The sequence below is a fragment of the Cyanobacterium sp. T60_A2020_053 genome, assembly GCA_015272165.1.
In the GTDB taxonomy this organism is placed as follows: Bacteria; Cyanobacteriota; Cyanobacteriia; order Cyanobacteriales; family Cyanobacteriaceae; genus Cyanobacterium.
Genome location: JACYMF010000083.1, coordinates 1 through 16168, shown reverse-complemented (window position 1 = coordinate 16168; position 16168 = coordinate 1). Strand labels below are relative to the sequence as shown.

At 35.0% G+C, this 16168-nt stretch carries 16 protein-coding genes and 2 pseudogenes; 7 read left to right on the top strand and 11 right to left on the bottom strand.

Annotation, left to right across the window (positions count from 1 at the left end; all coding sequences use genetic code 11):
- The first annotated feature begins 312 nt into the window (after positions 1 to 312).
- On the top strand, positions 313 to 825 hold the full coding sequence (locus tag IGQ45_11435; protein ID MBF2057799.1) for a transcriptional repressor: 513 nt from the start codon (positions 313 to 315) through the stop codon (positions 823 to 825).
- 146 nt (positions 826 to 971) lie between these two features.
- Positions 972 to 2645, top strand: coding sequence for a bifunctional 3,4-dihydroxy-2-butanone-4-phosphate synthase RibB/GTP cyclohydrolase II RibA (gene ribA, locus IGQ45_11430; protein ID MBF2057798.1), 1674 nt, complete (start codon positions 972 to 974; stop codon positions 2643 to 2645).
- Between the two features lie 19 nt (positions 2646 to 2664).
- Here the strand turns inward: ribA and IGQ45_11425 are convergent.
- Both IGQ45_11425 and argS read right to left on the bottom strand, forming a co-directional pair.
- Positions 2665 to 3335 (bottom strand): annotated as a pseudogene (locus tag IGQ45_11425) (ISAs1 family transposase).
- A 230-nt stretch (positions 3336 to 3565) separates the two neighbouring features.
- The gene (gene argS / locus IGQ45_11420; protein ID MBF2057797.1) at positions 3566 to 5311 is read right to left on the bottom strand and encodes an arginine--tRNA ligase; all 1746 of its coding nucleotides are present in this window, start codon (positions 5309 to 5311) and stop codon (positions 3566 to 3568) included.
- 850 nt (positions 5312 to 6161) lie between these two features.
- Between argS and IGQ45_11415 the strand changes: the two genes are divergently transcribed.
- Positions 6162 to 6872 carry an alpha-1,2-fucosyltransferase gene (locus IGQ45_11415; protein MBF2057796.1) on the top strand — a complete coding sequence of 237 codons (711 nt, stop codon included), beginning with the start codon at positions 6162 to 6164 and terminating at the stop codon, positions 6870 to 6872.
- A gap of 213 nt (positions 6873 to 7085) precedes the next feature.
- Here IGQ45_11415 and IGQ45_11410 read toward each other — a convergent pair whose 3' ends face one another.
- Together IGQ45_11410 and IGQ45_11405 are read right to left on the bottom strand one after the other, a co-directional pair.
- Positions 7086 to 8009 (bottom strand): NAD(+) kinase, encoded by a 924-nt coding sequence (locus IGQ45_11410; GenBank protein ID MBF2057795.1) that lies wholly within the window; start codon positions 8007 to 8009, stop codon positions 7086 to 7088.
- Positions 8010 to 8213: 204 nt separating this feature from the next.
- The gene (locus tag IGQ45_11405) at positions 8214 to 8390 is read right to left on the bottom strand and encodes a ssl1498 family light-harvesting-like protein (protein ID MBF2057794.1); all 177 of its coding nucleotides are present in this window, start codon (positions 8388 to 8390) and stop codon (positions 8214 to 8216) included.
- A gap of 144 nt (positions 8391 to 8534) precedes the next feature.
- Here IGQ45_11405 and rpmI point away from each other — a divergent pair, with 144 nt between their 5' ends.
- The 4 genes and pseudogenes from rpmI (at position 8535) to IGQ45_11385 (ending at position 9938) form a co-directional block, all read left to right on the top strand.
- Positions 8535 to 8747, top strand: a complete 213-nt coding sequence (rpmI, locus tag IGQ45_11400; protein ID MBF2057793.1) for a 50S ribosomal protein L35 — start codon at positions 8535 to 8537, stop codon at positions 8745 to 8747.
- Between the two features lie 52 nt (positions 8748 to 8799).
- Complete coding sequence (rplT, locus tag IGQ45_11395; GenBank protein MBF2057792.1) at positions 8800 to 9150, top strand: 50S ribosomal protein L20; 351 nt, start codon at positions 8800 to 8802, stop codon at positions 9148 to 9150.
- Positions 9151 to 9473: 323 nt separating this feature from the next.
- The gene (locus IGQ45_11390; GenBank protein MBF2057791.1) at positions 9474 to 9686 is read left to right on the top strand and encodes a CopG family transcriptional regulator; all 213 of its coding nucleotides are present in this window, start codon (positions 9474 to 9476) and stop codon (positions 9684 to 9686) included.
- A pseudogene (locus IGQ45_11385) lies at positions 9670 to 9938 on the top strand (type II toxin-antitoxin system RelE/ParE family toxin). The gene IGQ45_11390 and the pseudogene IGQ45_11385 overlap by 17 nt, the downstream one beginning before the upstream one ends.
- Before the next feature lie 2 nt (positions 9939 to 9940).
- Here the strand turns inward: IGQ45_11385 and IGQ45_11380 are convergent.
- The 7 genes from IGQ45_11380 to IGQ45_11350 all read right to left on the bottom strand — a co-directional run bounded on the left by IGQ45_11380 (position 9941) and on the right by IGQ45_11350 (position 15660).
- Entirely contained in the window at positions 9941 to 10579 is a 639-nt protein-coding gene (locus tag IGQ45_11380) for a fimbrial protein (GenBank protein ID MBF2057790.1), read from the bottom strand.
- Positions 10580 to 10707: 128 nt separating this feature from the next.
- On the bottom strand, positions 10708 to 11184 hold the full coding sequence (locus tag IGQ45_11375; GenBank protein ID MBF2057789.1) for a pentapeptide repeat-containing protein: 477 nt from the start codon (positions 11182 to 11184) through the stop codon (positions 10708 to 10710).
- Positions 11185 to 11254: 70 nt separating this feature from the next.
- Entirely contained in the window at positions 11255 to 11596 is a 342-nt protein-coding gene (locus IGQ45_11370; protein MBF2057788.1) for a XisI protein, read from the bottom strand.
- Positions 11584 to 12000 (bottom strand): XisH family protein, encoded by a 417-nt coding sequence (locus tag IGQ45_11365; protein MBF2057787.1) that lies wholly within the window; start codon positions 11998 to 12000, stop codon positions 11584 to 11586. The genes IGQ45_11370 and IGQ45_11365 overlap by 13 nt, the downstream gene beginning before the upstream one ends.
- 12 nt (positions 12001 to 12012) lie before the next feature.
- Complete coding sequence (locus IGQ45_11360; protein ID MBF2057786.1) at positions 12013 to 12780, bottom strand: HAD family hydrolase; 768 nt, start codon at positions 12778 to 12780, stop codon at positions 12013 to 12015.
- A gap of 737 nt (positions 12781 to 13517) precedes the next feature.
- The gene (locus IGQ45_11355; protein ID MBF2057785.1) at positions 13518 to 14966 is read right to left on the bottom strand and encodes a glycosyl hydrolase family 57; all 1449 of its coding nucleotides are present in this window, start codon (positions 14964 to 14966) and stop codon (positions 13518 to 13520) included.
- Between the two features lie 184 nt (positions 14967 to 15150).
- On the bottom strand, positions 15151 to 15660 hold the full coding sequence (locus IGQ45_11350; GenBank protein MBF2057784.1) for a phycobiliprotein lyase: 510 nt from the start codon (positions 15658 to 15660) through the stop codon (positions 15151 to 15153).
- Positions 15661 to 16168 lie beyond the last annotated feature (508 nt).

Here is a 16168-nt window from a genome sequence, read left to right as displayed (position 1 = left end):
CGATTTTTTTGTTGGTTCGTTTACATCCCCCGTTGATTTCAGTGGGTATTTTTTTTGTTGAGAAATTCAACGGGGGTCTTTTACTCACATTTCAAGATAAATGAATAATTAATTATAGTCCTCCCTTTCTCCCCTTTCTCTTCTGCTTCCCCTTCCTCCTCTGCTTCCCTTTGCCCTTTTCTAATTGTAGATATTTTGTAATAACTCCTGTGGAACTATTCAGATATTATTCTCAATTAAACCCAATTAGTTGCAAATAGCGCCCTTCAAACAGTAAGATAAAGGGTAGCAAAGAATTGTTAGGGATGTTTTATGGCTTTAGACACAACCGCATCGATTAAGAAGAAGCTCAACTCCAGAGGATGGCGCATGACACCTCAAAGGGAGAAAATTTTAGATGTATTCTACAATTTACCCCAAGGCAATCATCTTAGTGCAGAAGAATTATATAACTCATTAGAAGAACAAGGGGAAAATATCAGTCTTTCTACCATTTATCGTAGTGTCAAACTAATGACCAAAATGCGCGTCTTGCGCGAGTTAGAATTAGCAGAAGGACACAAACACTATGAGTTAAATCATCCCTATCCGCACCATCATCATCATATTGTTTGCATTCAGTGTAATAAAACCATCGAGTTTCAAGACGATTCCATTTTAAAACATAGCCTTAAACAGTGTCAGAAAGAAGATTTTCAACTAATTGATTGTCAGTTAACGGTGATGACGATTTGCCAAGAAGCCATCGAAATGGGTTGGCCTTCCACCTTACCCACGGAATGGTGTTGCAGTCGCGCCATTGCCGAAGGACAACATAAAACCTAGTCTATTTAAAAAGGGCGTAGGAGTTGAACAATATTCAACCCATTATCAATTATCGAAGAATAAACGGAACAAGGGAAAAAGGGAGAAGCGGAGGATTATAATTAACAATTCATAACTCATAACTCATAATTCATAATTCATAATTCATAATATTCGTTGTGTCAGAAAATATTAAATTCAATACCATAGAAGAAGCCCTCGCCGATATTAAAGCAGGTCGAGTCATTGTGGTGGTAGATGACGAAAATCGGGAAAATGAGGGGGACTTAATCTGTGCCGCTCAATTTGCTACCCCTGACATGATTAATTTTATGGCGGTGGAAGCTAGGGGCTTAATTTGTCTGGCAATGACAGGAGAGCGTTTAGATGAGCTAGATTTACCCCTCATGGTAACTAAAAATACTGACAGCAATCAAACTGCTTTCACCGTGAGTATTGATGGGGCTAAACATTTAGGCGTAACTACTGGTATCAGTGCCGAAGATCGAGCCAAAACTATTCAAATCGCCATTAACCCAGCCACTCACCCCGATGATTTAGCGCGCCCCGGCCATATTTTTCCTCTGCGATCAAGAATTGGCGGAGTTTTGAAGCGCGCTGGGCATACGGAAGCCTCTGTAGATTTATCTCGTTTAGCAGGTTTATATCCAGCCGGAGTAATCTGCGAAATTCAAAATCCTGATGGTAGTATGTCTCGTTTACCGCAGTTGTGGGAATATGCCCAAAAACACAATTTAAAATTAATTAGTATTGCTGATCTAATTAGTTATCGTCTCAAACATGATGGCTTTGTCCATAGGGAGACAGTATGTAATTTTCCTAGCCAGTTTGGAGATTTTCAAATTTACGGCTATCGCAATACCTTAGATAATGGCGAACATTTAGCGATTGTGCGCGGTGATATTAGTGGTTTTAAGGATCATCCCGTCATGGTAAGAATGCACTCGGAATGTTTGACGGGAGACGCGCTGGGCTCATTACGTTGTGATTGTCGGATGCAGTTACAGGCAGCCCTGAAAATGATTGATAGTGCCGGGTTGGGGGTGGTGGTTTATCTTCGTCAAGAAGGTAGAGGAATTGGTTTAGTGAACAAATTAAAAGCCTATACTCTCCAAGATATGGGTTTTGATACAGTGGAAGCAAACGAGAAATTAGGGTTTCCTGCCGATTTGCGTGACTACGGCATGGGCGCTCAAATTCTCAATGATTTAGGTATTAAAAACATTCGTCTCATTACGAATAATCCTCGCAAAATTGCTGGTTTGAAGGGTTATGGCATCGAAATTGTGGAGCGTTTACCCCTATTCATTGAGGCTAACGATTACAATTCTAATTATTTAGCTACTAAAGCAGAAAAGTTAGGACATTTACTTTTACGAACTTTTCTTTGTAGTATAGCCATTACTTGGAATAAACCTCAATCCCCTACCAAAAGATATGATAAGTTACAAAAATTGCGCTCTTTCGCCCGTCAACATAATTTCATTTTACAAGAAGAAACCAGACCTGTGGCTATTGCCCTTTTTAGTCAACCTATGATGATTTTTCATCTTGGTTTTGATAAACCAAATTTAGTTACATCCCATTGGTTTAAGGATTCTAATAATATTTATTTACAAGGAGTTGTGGGTATTTTAGAGCAGATTGCACAGTGGGGTGATTTAACCAGCTTACAATTTTTAATGGCGCAAGGGGATGATCCGATGTTAAGTTTGAAGGTGCAGTTGGAAAGAGAAAATATTTCTCAAAATCAATCTATTTCTGATCAGATAAGTTGCTTAAAAACCCAAACTATTTATTGTCAATATTTTGCTTATTAAAGGTAGGGCAAACGCATACTCAGGAAGATAAAATTTTGAGCAGATACTTTTCATCCCACCCTGCTTTTAGTCGTTGTGCTTTTTTTCCTCTTCCATACTCTTTTTCTTTATTCAGCAAATTCAGAGCTAGATGACGAATTAAAGCCATATTTTCTGCACTATTGCCCTGTCTAATTCTACTATGGTCTTCTCTCAATGCCACATCTAAACACCAATGTAATTGATTCTCTCCGCCCCAATGACTCCTTACTCCTTGAGCAAATTGTTTTACTCCTTCCTTAAGGCTGGTTAAATAATATCTTCTTTCAATGGTTGTTTCTTTTCCCTTGATTCTTCTTTCTGACTCCACTACACCGATGCTTTTTAGTCCTCGCCATTTTTCACTATCCATCAGATATTCCACCTCATTCATTAGTCAATAACGACGAATTTCAATTCTGCCATGTCCTTTTTCAGAGGACGTAAACGAGCAAAAACACGGGCAATACTATCATGAGAGGGAATGCCATGGGGCAATGATAAAAAAGTCTCTAACCATGATTGTTTAGAACGTCCATATTCTTCAATTTCTACCCAAGTGTCTGGAACACAAATAACGGCAAGGATTGTGATAATGAGAATATCTTGAAGTTGATGTTCAATTAAATAGTGTAGACGAGGATCATCAATTAGTTCAAAATGCTTCCACAAATCTGATCAAGGATTTATCATACAACTCATCAATGTATTATTTCAGGACAAAAACTAACTTTGTTAGTATCTCACAAATTTTTAGTATGCGTTTGCCCTGGAATAGGGAGTAGTAATAATATTTTGATTATTATATATTTGCTGTAATTCATTAATGTTTCATCCCACAATTCAGTAACGCCATAATTTCTAAATTGACTAAAAGCGACAACAAATTAATCAATTAACCGTTACATTCTTTCTAGTACAGAAATTCCCAGCAAAGATAAGCCCAATTTGATCACTTTCGCTGTTAAATCAGCCAAGATTAAACGAGATAATTTAACTTTTTCTTCTGCTTGTAAAATTGGGCATTGATCATAAAATTGATTAAATTTTTGACTTAACTCAAATAAATATAAACACAAGCGATTAGGTAATAAATCTTGCTCAACTTCTCCAATAATGTAATCTAACTGTAAAATGTGTTTGGCTAAAATTAACTCAGCTTCTTCCTGTAGAATCATTTTATCAACGGTAACATTATCTAAATTAATATCACCTTTACGACTGATACCTTGAACCCTTACATAAGCATACAATAAATAGGGGGCTGTATTACCTTGTAAAGCTAACATTTTATCATAACTAAATTTATAGTCTGTTGTTCGATTTTGACTCAAATCAGCATACTTTACTGCGCTTAAACCCACTATTTTACTAACATGATTAATAAAATCTTCATCCTCATTTCTTGACTCTGTAGCCAATCTATTTTGTAAATTTTTTCTAGCGCCCTCCACCGCTTCATCTAACAAGTCTTTTAGTCTAATAGTTTCCCCTGATCTTGTCTTGATTTTTTTACCATCTTCTGCTAAAACTAAACCAAAAGGAACATGAGTTAATTCTACATTATCAGGAATAAAATTAGCTTTTTTTGCTACTTGAAAAACTTGGGTAAAATGGTTAGCCTGTCCTGCATCCGTCACATAAATAATGCGAGTAGCTTTATCTTGTTCAATACGATATTTAAGACAAGCTAAGTCAGTGGTAGCATAGTTATAACCGCCGTCTGATTTTTGCACAATTAGCGGTAAAGGATCGCCATTTTTATTGACAAAATTATCAAGAAAAACGCATTTTGCCCCTTGATCTTCCACTAAAATATTAGCTTTTTCTAAGTCGTCAATAACCTGCGGTAAAAAAGGATTATAAAAAGACTCCCCTCTTTCAGTTAATTTAATGTCTAAAAGTTGATAAATTATTTCAAATTCTCTACGAGATTGCTCACATAATAATTGCCATGCTTTGATACTTTCTGCGTCTTTACTTTGCAATTTTACGACTTCTCGGCGCGCTTCTTCTTTAAACTCATTATCTTGGTCAAATTTTGCTTTTGCCTGTTTATAAAGAGTAACTAAATCGCCAATTTCTACGGCATTTGCTGTAGTGAGAACTTCTGGTTTTTCTAATCGTAAAAAGGCAATTAACATCCCAAATTGTGTACCCCAATCACCCACATGATTAAGCCTCAATACATCATGTCCTCGAAATTCCAAAATTCGGGCGATGGTATCACCGATAATAGTAGAACGAAGATGCCCAACGTGCATTTCTTTAGCGATATTAGGGCTAGAAAAATCCACAATGGTTTTTCGAGGTTCAGGTGTTTTTGACACTCCCAAGCGCCCGTCAACGCTCACTGAGAGGATTTTTTGAGCAATATAATCAGGTTTAATGGTAATGTTAATAAAACCCGGTCCAGCAATTTCCAGAGGTTGAAAAATATTGTTATCAGCAATATTATTAACAATTTTTTCCGCCAGCGCCCGTGGCTTTTCTTGTAGTTGTTTGGCGAGGGGGAGGGCGCTGTTACATTGGTAATCACCAAATTTGGGGTTACTGGCTGGTACTATTAAAGGTTGGATAACATTAATTTCATCTCCAAAGGCTTCTTCTATAGCAGTGGCAAAAATATCATTTAATTGATCAATCATTGACAGTTTTTTATTATAAGTAATTCAGATATTTATGGCTCTTCTACCGTAGTTATGACAAATTAATAATAAATGATGGATAAAACCTTTGATATATAATAGTTTCGGTATTTTAAAATGCAATTGTTATAAATTTATGGTTTGCATTTCACCTAATACCTGACACCTTTCTTTAGACATAATTTATCATAATCAAAGTAGAAGAGCCATATTTGTTAATCGTACTACTATTTAGTAACTCTGTAAAATTGACAATATATTTAAAAGTTCATGAATTATTATTTAATAATTCTCTATTGCCTTTTGCTGACCTTAACTAAAAATTTACATACTCAAATTTAAAAAGCCATCTATAGCGTTTTTCATGGTTACGAGGTACAAAATAAAATCAAAGTCTGCTCGATTATAAAGATTTAAGCGTACCTCATAAGGGTATAAATTGCTATATTTTAGATTTATATAATTATCATTATGACGTTGCTTATTCTGCGTATGAAAAGACTTGAAGTGCATTTTGTCCCCTGCGAGAAAGATTTGGTACATTTTTAAATTTTAGATAATCAGGACTTACACATTTTAGCCAAACATTAAAAATTTTTAGATTTTTCGACAAGAGCAGAATGACACAATATTGTTATTAGCTAGTAAGTGCTATTATGGTCTAAATATATTTAACAAATGTACCCTTTTCTGCTTATGCTTGTAATTGGAACAAAACCCGGACAACTCTGTAATCAACTTATTCTATTTAGTCATTTTATATCCAATGCGTTAGAACACGAATACTACCCTCTACAATCCTGTATTTGACTATGCAGAATATTTTGAAGGAACAAAAAATCTCAATACAGTGGTGAACAATGACAATATTAGCTTTGGAAAGACCCAAAAATATAGTTTGACATCTCTATTTTATTTAGCTAGTAAATATGTTAAATCTTCTCCATTTCATCACACTGTTGATTTGGGAAAATCCCAGAACCCTTTTGATATGAATGGATGTGATTTTCAGAATCTCATTAAAAGTAAACAGTTTGTGATTGTTCATGGTTGGTTATTTCGAGATGCTATAAATTTTTCCACATATGCTCCATTAATAAGGCAGATTTTTACTCCAACTCAATCATACCGGGAAAATGTTAAAAATCTTATCGAGCGGATGCGATGTGAGGTAGATATTATTGTCGGTATTCATTTGAGAAGAGGAGATTATCGAAAATGGGCTAATGGTCAGTACTATTACAGTGACGATATTTACTTAAAAAAAATGTCAGAAATTTCTAATTCACTTTTGAACACAACTAAAAAAGTTGGTTTTTTGCTAGTGTCGAATGAAGAAATTAACATTAATAATTTTAAAGATTATAATGTAGCTCTTGGAACTGGAAATTTTATTGAAGATTTATATAGTTTGGCTAAATGTGATTACATTTTAGGGCCTCCCAGTAGTTACTCTATTTGGGCATCTTTTTATGGGGAAAATCCTTATTTTCATTTAAGAGATGTATCTGAGATTATTTCTCTTGAAAAATTTAAAAAGTATATATATCCTACGCCTTGAATCTCACCTTTCCTGACCCTTTCCTTTTATTTTTGGTCTTCATTAGATAGTATGCTACCGAGACGAGACTGTAAGCCTGACTCTCTCGTTCTCAAAATGCAATTTGCAAACCAAGTAATGAAGAGTTCTTTTTTTGTTTAAGTACCGTTATGTTCAATGACCTCTATTTGTTTCGCTGTAGTTTTAGTGGGTAAATTATGAAGATAGAACCTTCTAATTATGACTATTTTGATGAGGGGAAATTCTAGCGCCCGTCCAATTTAGCTTCTCTCGTAAAGTTTTATAAAAAGAATGAGCTTCCCGTAAAATAATAAAATTAGCGAAACAATCCGCCATTTTAATGGATACCCATTGCCCCGGCCAAATTGATGTACTTAAAGCACCATCCATCCATAACTTATTATTAAGCTCATAATCCCCCAACGTCCAAATATTTACCACCGAACCAGCCGGCAACACCAAAGGGCGACTAGATAAACTCAGAGGACAAATAGGCGTAACCGCAATAGCATTCATGCCCGGATGAATAATAGGTCCCATAGCAGAAGCCGTATAACAAGTAGAACCTGTAGGAGTTGCCACAATCAAACCATCCCCATGATACTGATCTACTACTTCTCCATCTATTTCCATTTCTAGCAGAGAAGTAGGCATTCGATCCAAACAAGCCGGTTTAATACACATCTCATTAAGGCAGTAAAAAACCTCACTGACTTCCTCCCCTTCACCATGCTGATCTAACTCAAAAACCTGAGCTTGTAACATCATGCGACGCTCCACCGCATATAAATCATCTCGCAATCTTGCCCATAATGTTTGAGTATCCTGAAAAAGAGCAAAAGGTTCAGTCAAGAAGCCCAAATGCCCTCCCACATTAACCGCTAAAATCGGTATTCCTTCGGGAGAAAGATGGCGCGCGGCGGCTAAAATTGTCCCATCACCACCCAAAATAATGCCCAAGTCTATTTTTCCTGTTGCTGAAGCCAAAAACACAGGATAAGGATTATCTTTAACGCCACTAGGTCCGAGCAAAACTTTACAGTTAATTTCTTCTAATTCTTTAGCGCACCTCAGCGCCCATTTTTTGCTCTGTCGATCCCCAGCTTTGTAGGCAATAATTACTTGTTGTAATTGCACAATTTTTTGTTCTTGATTCGTCAACTACATTTTAAACTCTTTTCCCTAGAGATTCAAAATTATTCTACCTTTGCTAACAATCTGATACCCCACTGATGTAAAACCTAACACTTTATCTCATGACACCATTTTTTCGTGAATACACTTAAATTAGGGTTATTTTGATTCCCTTTTCCCTGACTTACTCACAAAGTCTCATCTGGATTACATACTAGAAACATAGACAGTGATGGTAATTACTCCACCAACTAATAATGCGCCTAAAATGCCTAAAATTACATAATTACGTTTTTGATTTTTAGTGGGGGGTTCGGCTTCATAAACTTTAGGCTCATTGGCAAAATTATTTAATCTTCCGCCTTCTTCTGTGGTATATGGCATATTTTTAAACCTCGATATAGTTTATAATCTTAATTGCAACTAATTATAGCAAAGCATAACCACTAAAAATAAAAAGTTATTAATGTCAAGATACAACAGTAGTTGTTATAATAAGAAATTGTGCTAATTTAATTAGAAAAAATAATGCCTAAACTAAAAACCAAAAAATCCGCAGCCAAACGTTTTCGGATTACAGGAAGCGGTAAAAAAATTATGCGCCGTAAAGCTAATAAAAATCACTTGTTAGAACATAAAAGCGCCGAACAAAAACGCCGTCGTTTAAGTAATATAGCTGTAGTGGACGAGAGTGACGTTAAAGAAGTGCTTCTCATGCTTCCCTACGGTACAAGTAGATAGTTAATCATCAAAACAAATAAGTTTATTATTATTAAATAAATTGTAAAAGAAAATGACCAGAGTAAAAAGAGGTAACGTTGCCCGTAAAAGACGTAATAAAATTCTCAAGTTAGCTAAAGGTTTCAGAGGTTCTCATTCTAAGCTATTTCGTACTGCTAATCAGCAGGTAATGAAGGCTTTACGCAATGCTTACCGTGACCGTCGTAAGAAAAAAAGAGATTTTCGCCGTCTCTGGATTACCCGTGTTAATGCGGCAGCTAGGCTTCATGGTGTTAGCTATAGTCAATTAATTAACAAGTTAGATAAAGCTAATATCAGTTTAAACCGTAAAATGTTAGCGCTTTTAGCTGTGCAAGATATGGATGCTTTTCAGAAAGTTGTAGAGTTAGCTTTACAGGCTTAACATTAAAATATTGTGACTTTATTCGTTAATCCCTATTTCTCTCTGAAGTAGGGGTTTTTTGTGTGATGGTGGAGGGCGCTATAGTAGGCTTTGCGGAAAAGTGGAGTCATAAGGGCAAATTGACAATGGATAATGGATAATTGACAATCCTCGTGTATTGTATGTAATTTTGTATATTAACTCCATTTCTATTTCAAGAAAACGTGATTTTATTTTTTGATGCCTGTAAAATGTCTTAACTCCTATGAATCAACACTTCTGAGTTATTCAGCAGGTGCTATAGTAGAGTTACTTGGATAAATGATTAAGAGTAATTAATTTTTATGTTAACAGTTAATTTACCGCCGAATATCGAAAGTCGTTATCAAGTTTTAGCTATGGAATTGGGCAAAAAACAAGATGATTTATTGCAAGAAGCAATCATTTCCTATTTAGAAGATTTGGAAGATATTAGAGATGCTGAATATCGCTTGAGTAATCCCCAATCTTATTTAACTATTGATGAATTGGAGGAAAGTCTTGGGTTGGAAAATTAGTATCGATTCACGGGCAAAAAAAGAATTAAAAAAACTTGATAAAATTGCTCAAAAAAAATTATCCTTTACTTAAAAGAACAAATATTAGTATCAAATAATCCACGCTTATTGGGGAAAGCCTTACAAGGTAATAAAAAGGGTTTATGGCGTTATCGAGTGGGAGATTATCGTATAATTTGTCAAATTTTAGACCATGAACTAATTATTTTAGTGGTGAAAGTTGGTCATCGTGGTAGTATTTACGAAAATTAACATTAATTGGACTTAGAGAGAATAAATAAACTACCATCTCCGCCTCTACCGATTCTCATATTTTCATCAATATAGGTGATTTTTAAACTAGGTATTCTCCCTTGAGGATTGCGCGCGTCAAACTGTTGCAAAGGATCAAAAAAAGGTGTTTCTAAACCAGCAATTTTTTGAATAGCAATAAATCTTTTTTCAAAATTAACGTTAATTATACTATCAGGCAAAATTTCCCCTTCTTCAATTTTGGCAGTAAAACTAGCGGTTACTTTAACATAACCTTCTAATAATTTTGACTCATGCTCCACAAAAGCAAGGTTAAAAAATGAAGCAGAAACCACATCAATTAATTGATATACTTGTTTAACTTTAAATCCGAAAGGTAATTTATTTAAAAATCTAATTTCTCTCGCCGTAGAATAATGTAATTGCCAATTACCATCGAGTAAATTAGCGGTAAATTGTAAAGGTTTCGGAAAAGGATTAAGTTTTTCTAATTTTTCTGTTAAATCGCTAATCTGACTAATTACTCCAGAAGAGATCATTTGATCGTTAATGGGATATTCTGGATTAATACCTAAATTAACGGCAGTATTTTTGATGGTGCTGAGTAATTCTTGTTTGAGAGTTAAGCGACTGTAAGACATAAGTAGGGGTGTTAAATCAGTGGTATGGGCAATGGAATTTTGTCAAAATCGGGCTAGAAGCCCGATATACGGTGAATAGAGCAAAAAAGTTAAGTATTAGTAGGGTGGATAATGCCCACCAAGAAAAATTAAGGACAAAATAAAGTATCACGGGTATTTCTGCCGGTAACAGGGTTGGTGCCTTCTGCCATAGCGCATAATATTTCTTCCACATCAGGGCGCAAAATAACATCTGTGAAATCAGCGCCCTTCACCGTAGCTTTTTCAAACTTGGTGTTAGTGGCAAATGCTCCTTCTAAGATAGCATTTTCTAAATTTGCCCTGGTCAATCGAGCCGAATCTAAAACGGCATTGGTTAAATCGGCGCCCTCCAAATTAGCAGAATCCATATTTGCACCAAAAAAACTAACTCTTTGTAAGTTAGCATGACTTAAATTACTACTGCGTAAATTGGCTTTATTAAAAGTTGAACCGCTTAAATCTTGCCCTGAAAAATCGGCTTCAAATAAATCTCTTTTGGTGTAATCTAATGCCCAAACAGGATTAATAATAGTTACAAATGTCAGTATAAAAGCTAAACTTAAATTAATTATTTTTGATAGCATTTTTTTTGTTTAATTGTGAGCCATAATTAATTATATAGTGAAGTAGGTAGAAAATAAACTAATCGAAAAATTAAGCCACTGCAAAGTCAGTATATTGACGAGTTTCTGGATCATGAAAAGCTAAGACAATATCATTTTTAGAGACATCTTCATTTAATAATTCTGTGGCAATACCTTCTTCTGTCCAATCTTCTTCGATATAAATTTTCTGATTTTTTATGCGGATATGAACTTGAATATTTCTAAACTTTTTCTTGCCTTCCCAACCCATAAAAAGCCAAAAATATTGATCATGAATCTCATCAAAAACAAGACAACTTTCTTGTTGCAAATTACTTGATCCAGATACCCATTCATGGTATTCTGTCAACGTTTTTTTAATTATATTTCGATATTTTGCTAATTTATCCATTGTAAAACTACCTCTTTTTCCACATCAACAACAATTAAAAATAATTGGTTTATTTTCAGTACATCCTGAATAGAATCTCTCAGAAAAAAGTTTTGATAAATAGTATCTTTTATAGCTAAAAAGATTTTGTATTCAGGTTCAGTTAAATTGATTAAATTGCGATACAAAATGTATTGTCCTAAAGCCATTTCAAAATCTTTCATGGGTGAAGGACTCAAAAAACTTTTAATTTCTACTATTATTTTATTATGGTCTTTTTTGAGTGCAATAGGCTTTTCTAGTGCTAAATCTGCAAATAACTGAGCATCTTTATATTTAATTTGATAAGGATCAGCTATGACAATCCAACCATCTTTTATTAAAGCATTTTTTACTTGATCATGGTACTTGTCTTTTTTTGGCATTTTCTCTTCACTTTAAATCCATTGACAAGAGTTAAATTCATTGAGAGAAAGTAAATTAATGTCTGTCAAATTAGCTACTTTTGCCCTTGTTTCTTCTGTATTATAACCCCAGTCTGCTAAAAATAACTTAACCCCCTGTAAATCTGGTTGTTGTTTTACTGCTTCTAAGGCTTCCAGTCGATCTTCGATAAAGGTGACGGGCGCTTTTTTTTCTTTTTGTTCATTAATAATTAAGCGCAAACTTTCATATTTTGGTCTTTTAACTTCTTTACCGATAATTACTAATTTTTCAAGATTTATCCCGTTATTTATTAATAATTGTTTGACAAATAAACCTTCTTTTGTAGTAACAATAAATAATCTAATATTTTCTTGATTTAATAATTGTTGGATAGTGTTAATAATATTAGGGAAAAAGTTATGTAAACTTAGCCATTGATCTAAATTATGATCAATTTGATATTGTCTAAGTTGGTCTAAAGTTTTACTAATGGCAATATAATCAAGATTTTCTGTCTTGAGAATATCTTGACAAATTCCCCGCCAATTCGTCTTAATTTCTTCTATGCCATAGCCTAAATTGATGGCGCGTAACATCACCGGCATTTCCCAACCTGTTTCCACTAAAGGGCGTAATTGATTAAATTTAGCTTGGGTTTCGGTGGCATCATTGAGGGTTTCTGTCCAAATTTTTTGGTAGGCTAAATGACTACTATGGAAATATTCCGCTAAACCGTCACAGATAACCCCATCAAAATCAAGGGCAATTATTTTTGTCATAAGCTAGTTTGCATTTAAGTCGTTTTATCTTCGTTACTTACCCACCGTGTAATGAATTACACGGCTAACAGTATCCCGTTCAATAAATTGAACTAAGATTATTTTAATGGATTTATCAGTCTTCTTAATTTACCCACCGTGTAATGAATTACACGGCTAACAGTATCCCGTTCAATAAATTGAACTAAGATTATTTTAATGGATTTATCAGTCTTCTTAATTTACCCACCGTGTAATGAATTACACGGCTAACAGTATCCCGTTCAATAAATTGAACTAAGATTATTTTAATGGATTTATCAGTCTTCTTAATTTACCCACCGTGTAATGAATTACACGGCTAACAGTATCCCGTTCAATAAATTGAACTAAGATTAATAAGTAGGGTCTGCTGAATAAATCAAAACCCTTGTCCTATAAAGGTTTAAAGTCTATTCTACATAACAAAAAGTGTCATAAATTGACTTTTTTCTCTAAAAAATCTGTATTTATGGTATCCGAATCAAAAATAATTGATACACAACAGCAATTTATAGAAAATAATTATTATGGCAAAATCTTTGATATATAAGCATTCTAACCATTGCCCATTGCCCATTGCCCTTTGCCCTTCACCTCACGATTGCACTTTTTCAGCGCCCCCTAAGTAATCAAACGAACTTGATATTAAGCGTATTTTAGGAAGATTTTGCATAATGAAATAGTCATCTTGCTGTATTTCTGCAGAAGTCTAATAGTTAACTATTGGTAATGACAGATTCTCCTCGATGGTACAACTCTTGGGCGTAATCTGTCCATAAACCTTGCCCCCAATAACGAAAGCAACTGGTTTGCAACAACAAATTATATAAAAGTGCCTCTTGATAATCACTTTGTTTCGTGACATTGGCATCTTTTGCCACTAAATCATCATATTTTTGATGAAAAAGCGCACTCAACCGTGTCATAGGTGCTAAAACATTATCATAACCCTTTACCCAACTTAAATCATTAGTCCATGAAGCGCCCTCCGTGTGGAAATTATGATCATTTTGCTGTAAAAAATCAATGGCTTCCGCCACAGTGTCAGGGTTAATATTATCTCCAACTCTATCCCATATCTTATACTGCCCCAGCGCCCTCACCCTTGGCATATCATCTTCATTCACCCCCACACTAGCTAATAATTCCAGATATTCCGTGCCATTAACCCCCACCACATCACTATCTTTGAGGTTATACCAAAGGGGAGAATAATCCCGGGGAAACTCATTCATCATCACGCCACCATTTTCCCCGTCAGCGATTTGCGTTACACAAGGAGGCACAGAGATATGATTAATTAACTGATGGTGTTTCGTTTTTGCCTCGTGATAGGGTTGCATTTGTGCCACCAATTTAGTATCTGAGCCTTGAGTTTTTACTAATACAGTTATACTAATAGATTCTCCCTGACTATTTTGTGCCACTAAACAATTAGGGATATATTTATCCTCATGGTGTAAAGGTTGACCATCTAGCCTTTCTATGGTATGTTCTTGTACCAACAACCAGCGATAACCACATTCTTTTAAGGCTTTGATGTAGGCGTATAAAGTGTCAGGATGATTGGGTAAGTGCATTTCTGGCGGTGAAAAACCCTTTACCCTTGCCAACGCATCCCCACCGAAAAGATGTTTAAAATGATGTTGCCAAGCCTGAATATGCAACTTAAAATCAGGAATGGGGGTGGAGGGCGCTACTGCATGACTCCACATGGTGCCTAGCCATTCCACATAGGGCTGATAACGTTTATCTTGGGTAATGATGCGTAATTTATCTAATATATCCTCTCGCCCCATTTGTTCTAATCCCCATAGCAAGTTACCTGAGTAATCAAGCATAATACGAGGGCTACAACCATTATTAACTAATTCGGGGATAAAGTCACCCATGCGTGCGTAACACCACGCAAATACTTCGGCGTTATGGTTATCACCTTCTCCCTGATGGTCAAACATATATTGTAAATTATTAATTAGTCTTCCTTCATAAGGGATAGTGGGTTGGTGCATGTGGAGGGCGCTGGAAAACAGCGCCCTCACCCGTGATAAATCAATGTCGGTGGTGGGTAAAAAAATCGGTTGTTGATGATTGACAATGGCTTCAATTTCTGCATTTGCGCCTGTAAAACAAGGCAAATCCAAGGTAATTTGTTTAAATTGCATAGATAATTAATAATGAATAATTAGTAATGGACAATTGATAATGAAAGGAATACAGAATGATGAATGTAGAAGTAATTGTTTTCTAAATTCTAAATTCTAAATTCTAAATTTTCCTCCCTTTTCTCCTCTGCTTCCCCTTCTCCCTCTGCTTCCTTTTCTACTTTTTTACCCATTCCCAGTATCATTAACCAGTGATTCTTCTGATTTCGGAATAAAAACAAGTTTGTAAAATATTATTATCACTGGTAATCACGGTGCTACGAAAACGTAAATTATCGTTACCAAACCAAATTCTCTCGGTGACTTGTTGAGAGTTTTCTTCAATGGTGAAAGTTAGAGATTCATCATCACCTAGTAAATATTCTCCAGCTAATAACTCTTGACTTGGTAATAAGCGCCAAATTTTGCCACGAGGGGAATTATTATCAATATCAATTAACATTAAACTTTGCCCTTCCTGTTTTGGTTTTCCCCAATCAGGGGAGTTATCCCAACTGGTGCGAAGGGCGCTGATGTGGCTATGCCACGGAAATCCCTTGGCAATCAATGCCGTAATTTCTGGGTTATCTGAAGATAAGATATTGATACTTAAATTTGCTTTACCGTTATCAACTCCTTCCTGTTGGATATTGTAAGTCGTGCGCTGGGAAAACCAATCTCCTGTAAATTTCGTGAGAAAACTATTAATGTCCATTAAATATTATTTATCTTAAAGTTTATTTTTAATGCAGTTGTTGCCAAATTTTATTTTAACTTGACAAGTCCATGTATAAGAATAAAAGTTTACAATTATCAAAGGGTTTTGCCATACGACAAAGGTGAAAAAATAGGCAAAAACAACACTATTTAGGGGGTGCTGAAAAAGTATTTTAGTGAGGGGAGGTGTCAGGTGTCGGGTTTCAGGTTTCAGGTTTCAGGTGAAATGCTTATAGATTAAAGAGTTAAGCCAAATAGTTATTTTTCATAAATTGCTCAGTTATATCAATGATTTTTGATTAGGGGATCAAAAATACAGATTTTTTGGTGAAAAAAGATCATTTTTGGCACTTTTTTTGAGTTTTATTGTGCTTAAAACCTTTATTAGACAAGGGTTTTGATTTATTCAGCAGACCCTATTTAGACAAAAATAGGGTTCCAGAGACAAAAAAAGAGATTTACTAAATCTTAGATTTTCTATATAAACGGATCTAAAATGACATAAA

Coding starts and splice junctions, on each gene's coding strand:
- IGQ45_11435 (MBF2057799.1), top strand. CDS start 313: ATGGCTTTAGACACAACCGCATCGATTAAGAAGAAGCTCAACTCCAGA.
- argS (MBF2057797.1), bottom strand. CDS start 5,311: ATGATTGATCAATTAAATGATATTTTTGCCACTGCTATAGAAGAAGCC.
- IGQ45_11405 (MBF2057794.1), bottom strand. CDS start 8,390: ATGCCATATACCACAGAAGAAGGCGGAAGATTAAATAATTTTGCCAAT.
- rpmI (MBF2057793.1), top strand. CDS start 8,535: ATGCCTAAACTAAAAACCAAAAAATCCGCAGCCAAACGTTTTCGGATT.
- rplT (MBF2057792.1), top strand. CDS start 8,800: ATGACCAGAGTAAAAAGAGGTAACGTTGCCCGTAAAAGACGTAATAAA.
- IGQ45_11390 (MBF2057791.1), top strand. CDS start 9,474: ATGTTAACAGTTAATTTACCGCCGAATATCGAAAGTCGTTATCAAGTT.
- IGQ45_11380 (MBF2057790.1), bottom strand. CDS start 10,579: ATGTCTTACAGTCGCTTAACTCTCAAACAAGAATTACTCAGCACCATC.
- IGQ45_11375 (MBF2057789.1), bottom strand. CDS start 11,184: ATGCTATCAAAAATAATTAATTTAAGTTTAGCTTTTATACTGACATTT.
- IGQ45_11370 (MBF2057788.1), bottom strand. CDS start 11,596: ATGGATAAATTAGCAAAATATCGAAATATAATTAAAAAAACGTTGACA.
- IGQ45_11365 (MBF2057787.1), bottom strand. CDS start 12,000: ATGCCAAAAAAAGACAAGTACCATGATCAAGTAAAAAATGCTTTAATA.
- IGQ45_11360 (MBF2057786.1), bottom strand. CDS start 12,780: ATGACAAAAATAATTGCCCTTGATTTTGATGGGGTTATCTGTGACGGT.
- IGQ45_11355 (MBF2057785.1), bottom strand. CDS start 14,966: ATGCAATTTAAACAAATTACCTTGGATTTGCCTTGTTTTACAGGCGCA.
- IGQ45_11350 (MBF2057784.1), bottom strand. CDS start 15,660: ATGGACATTAATAGTTTTCTCACGAAATTTACAGGAGATTGGTTTTCC.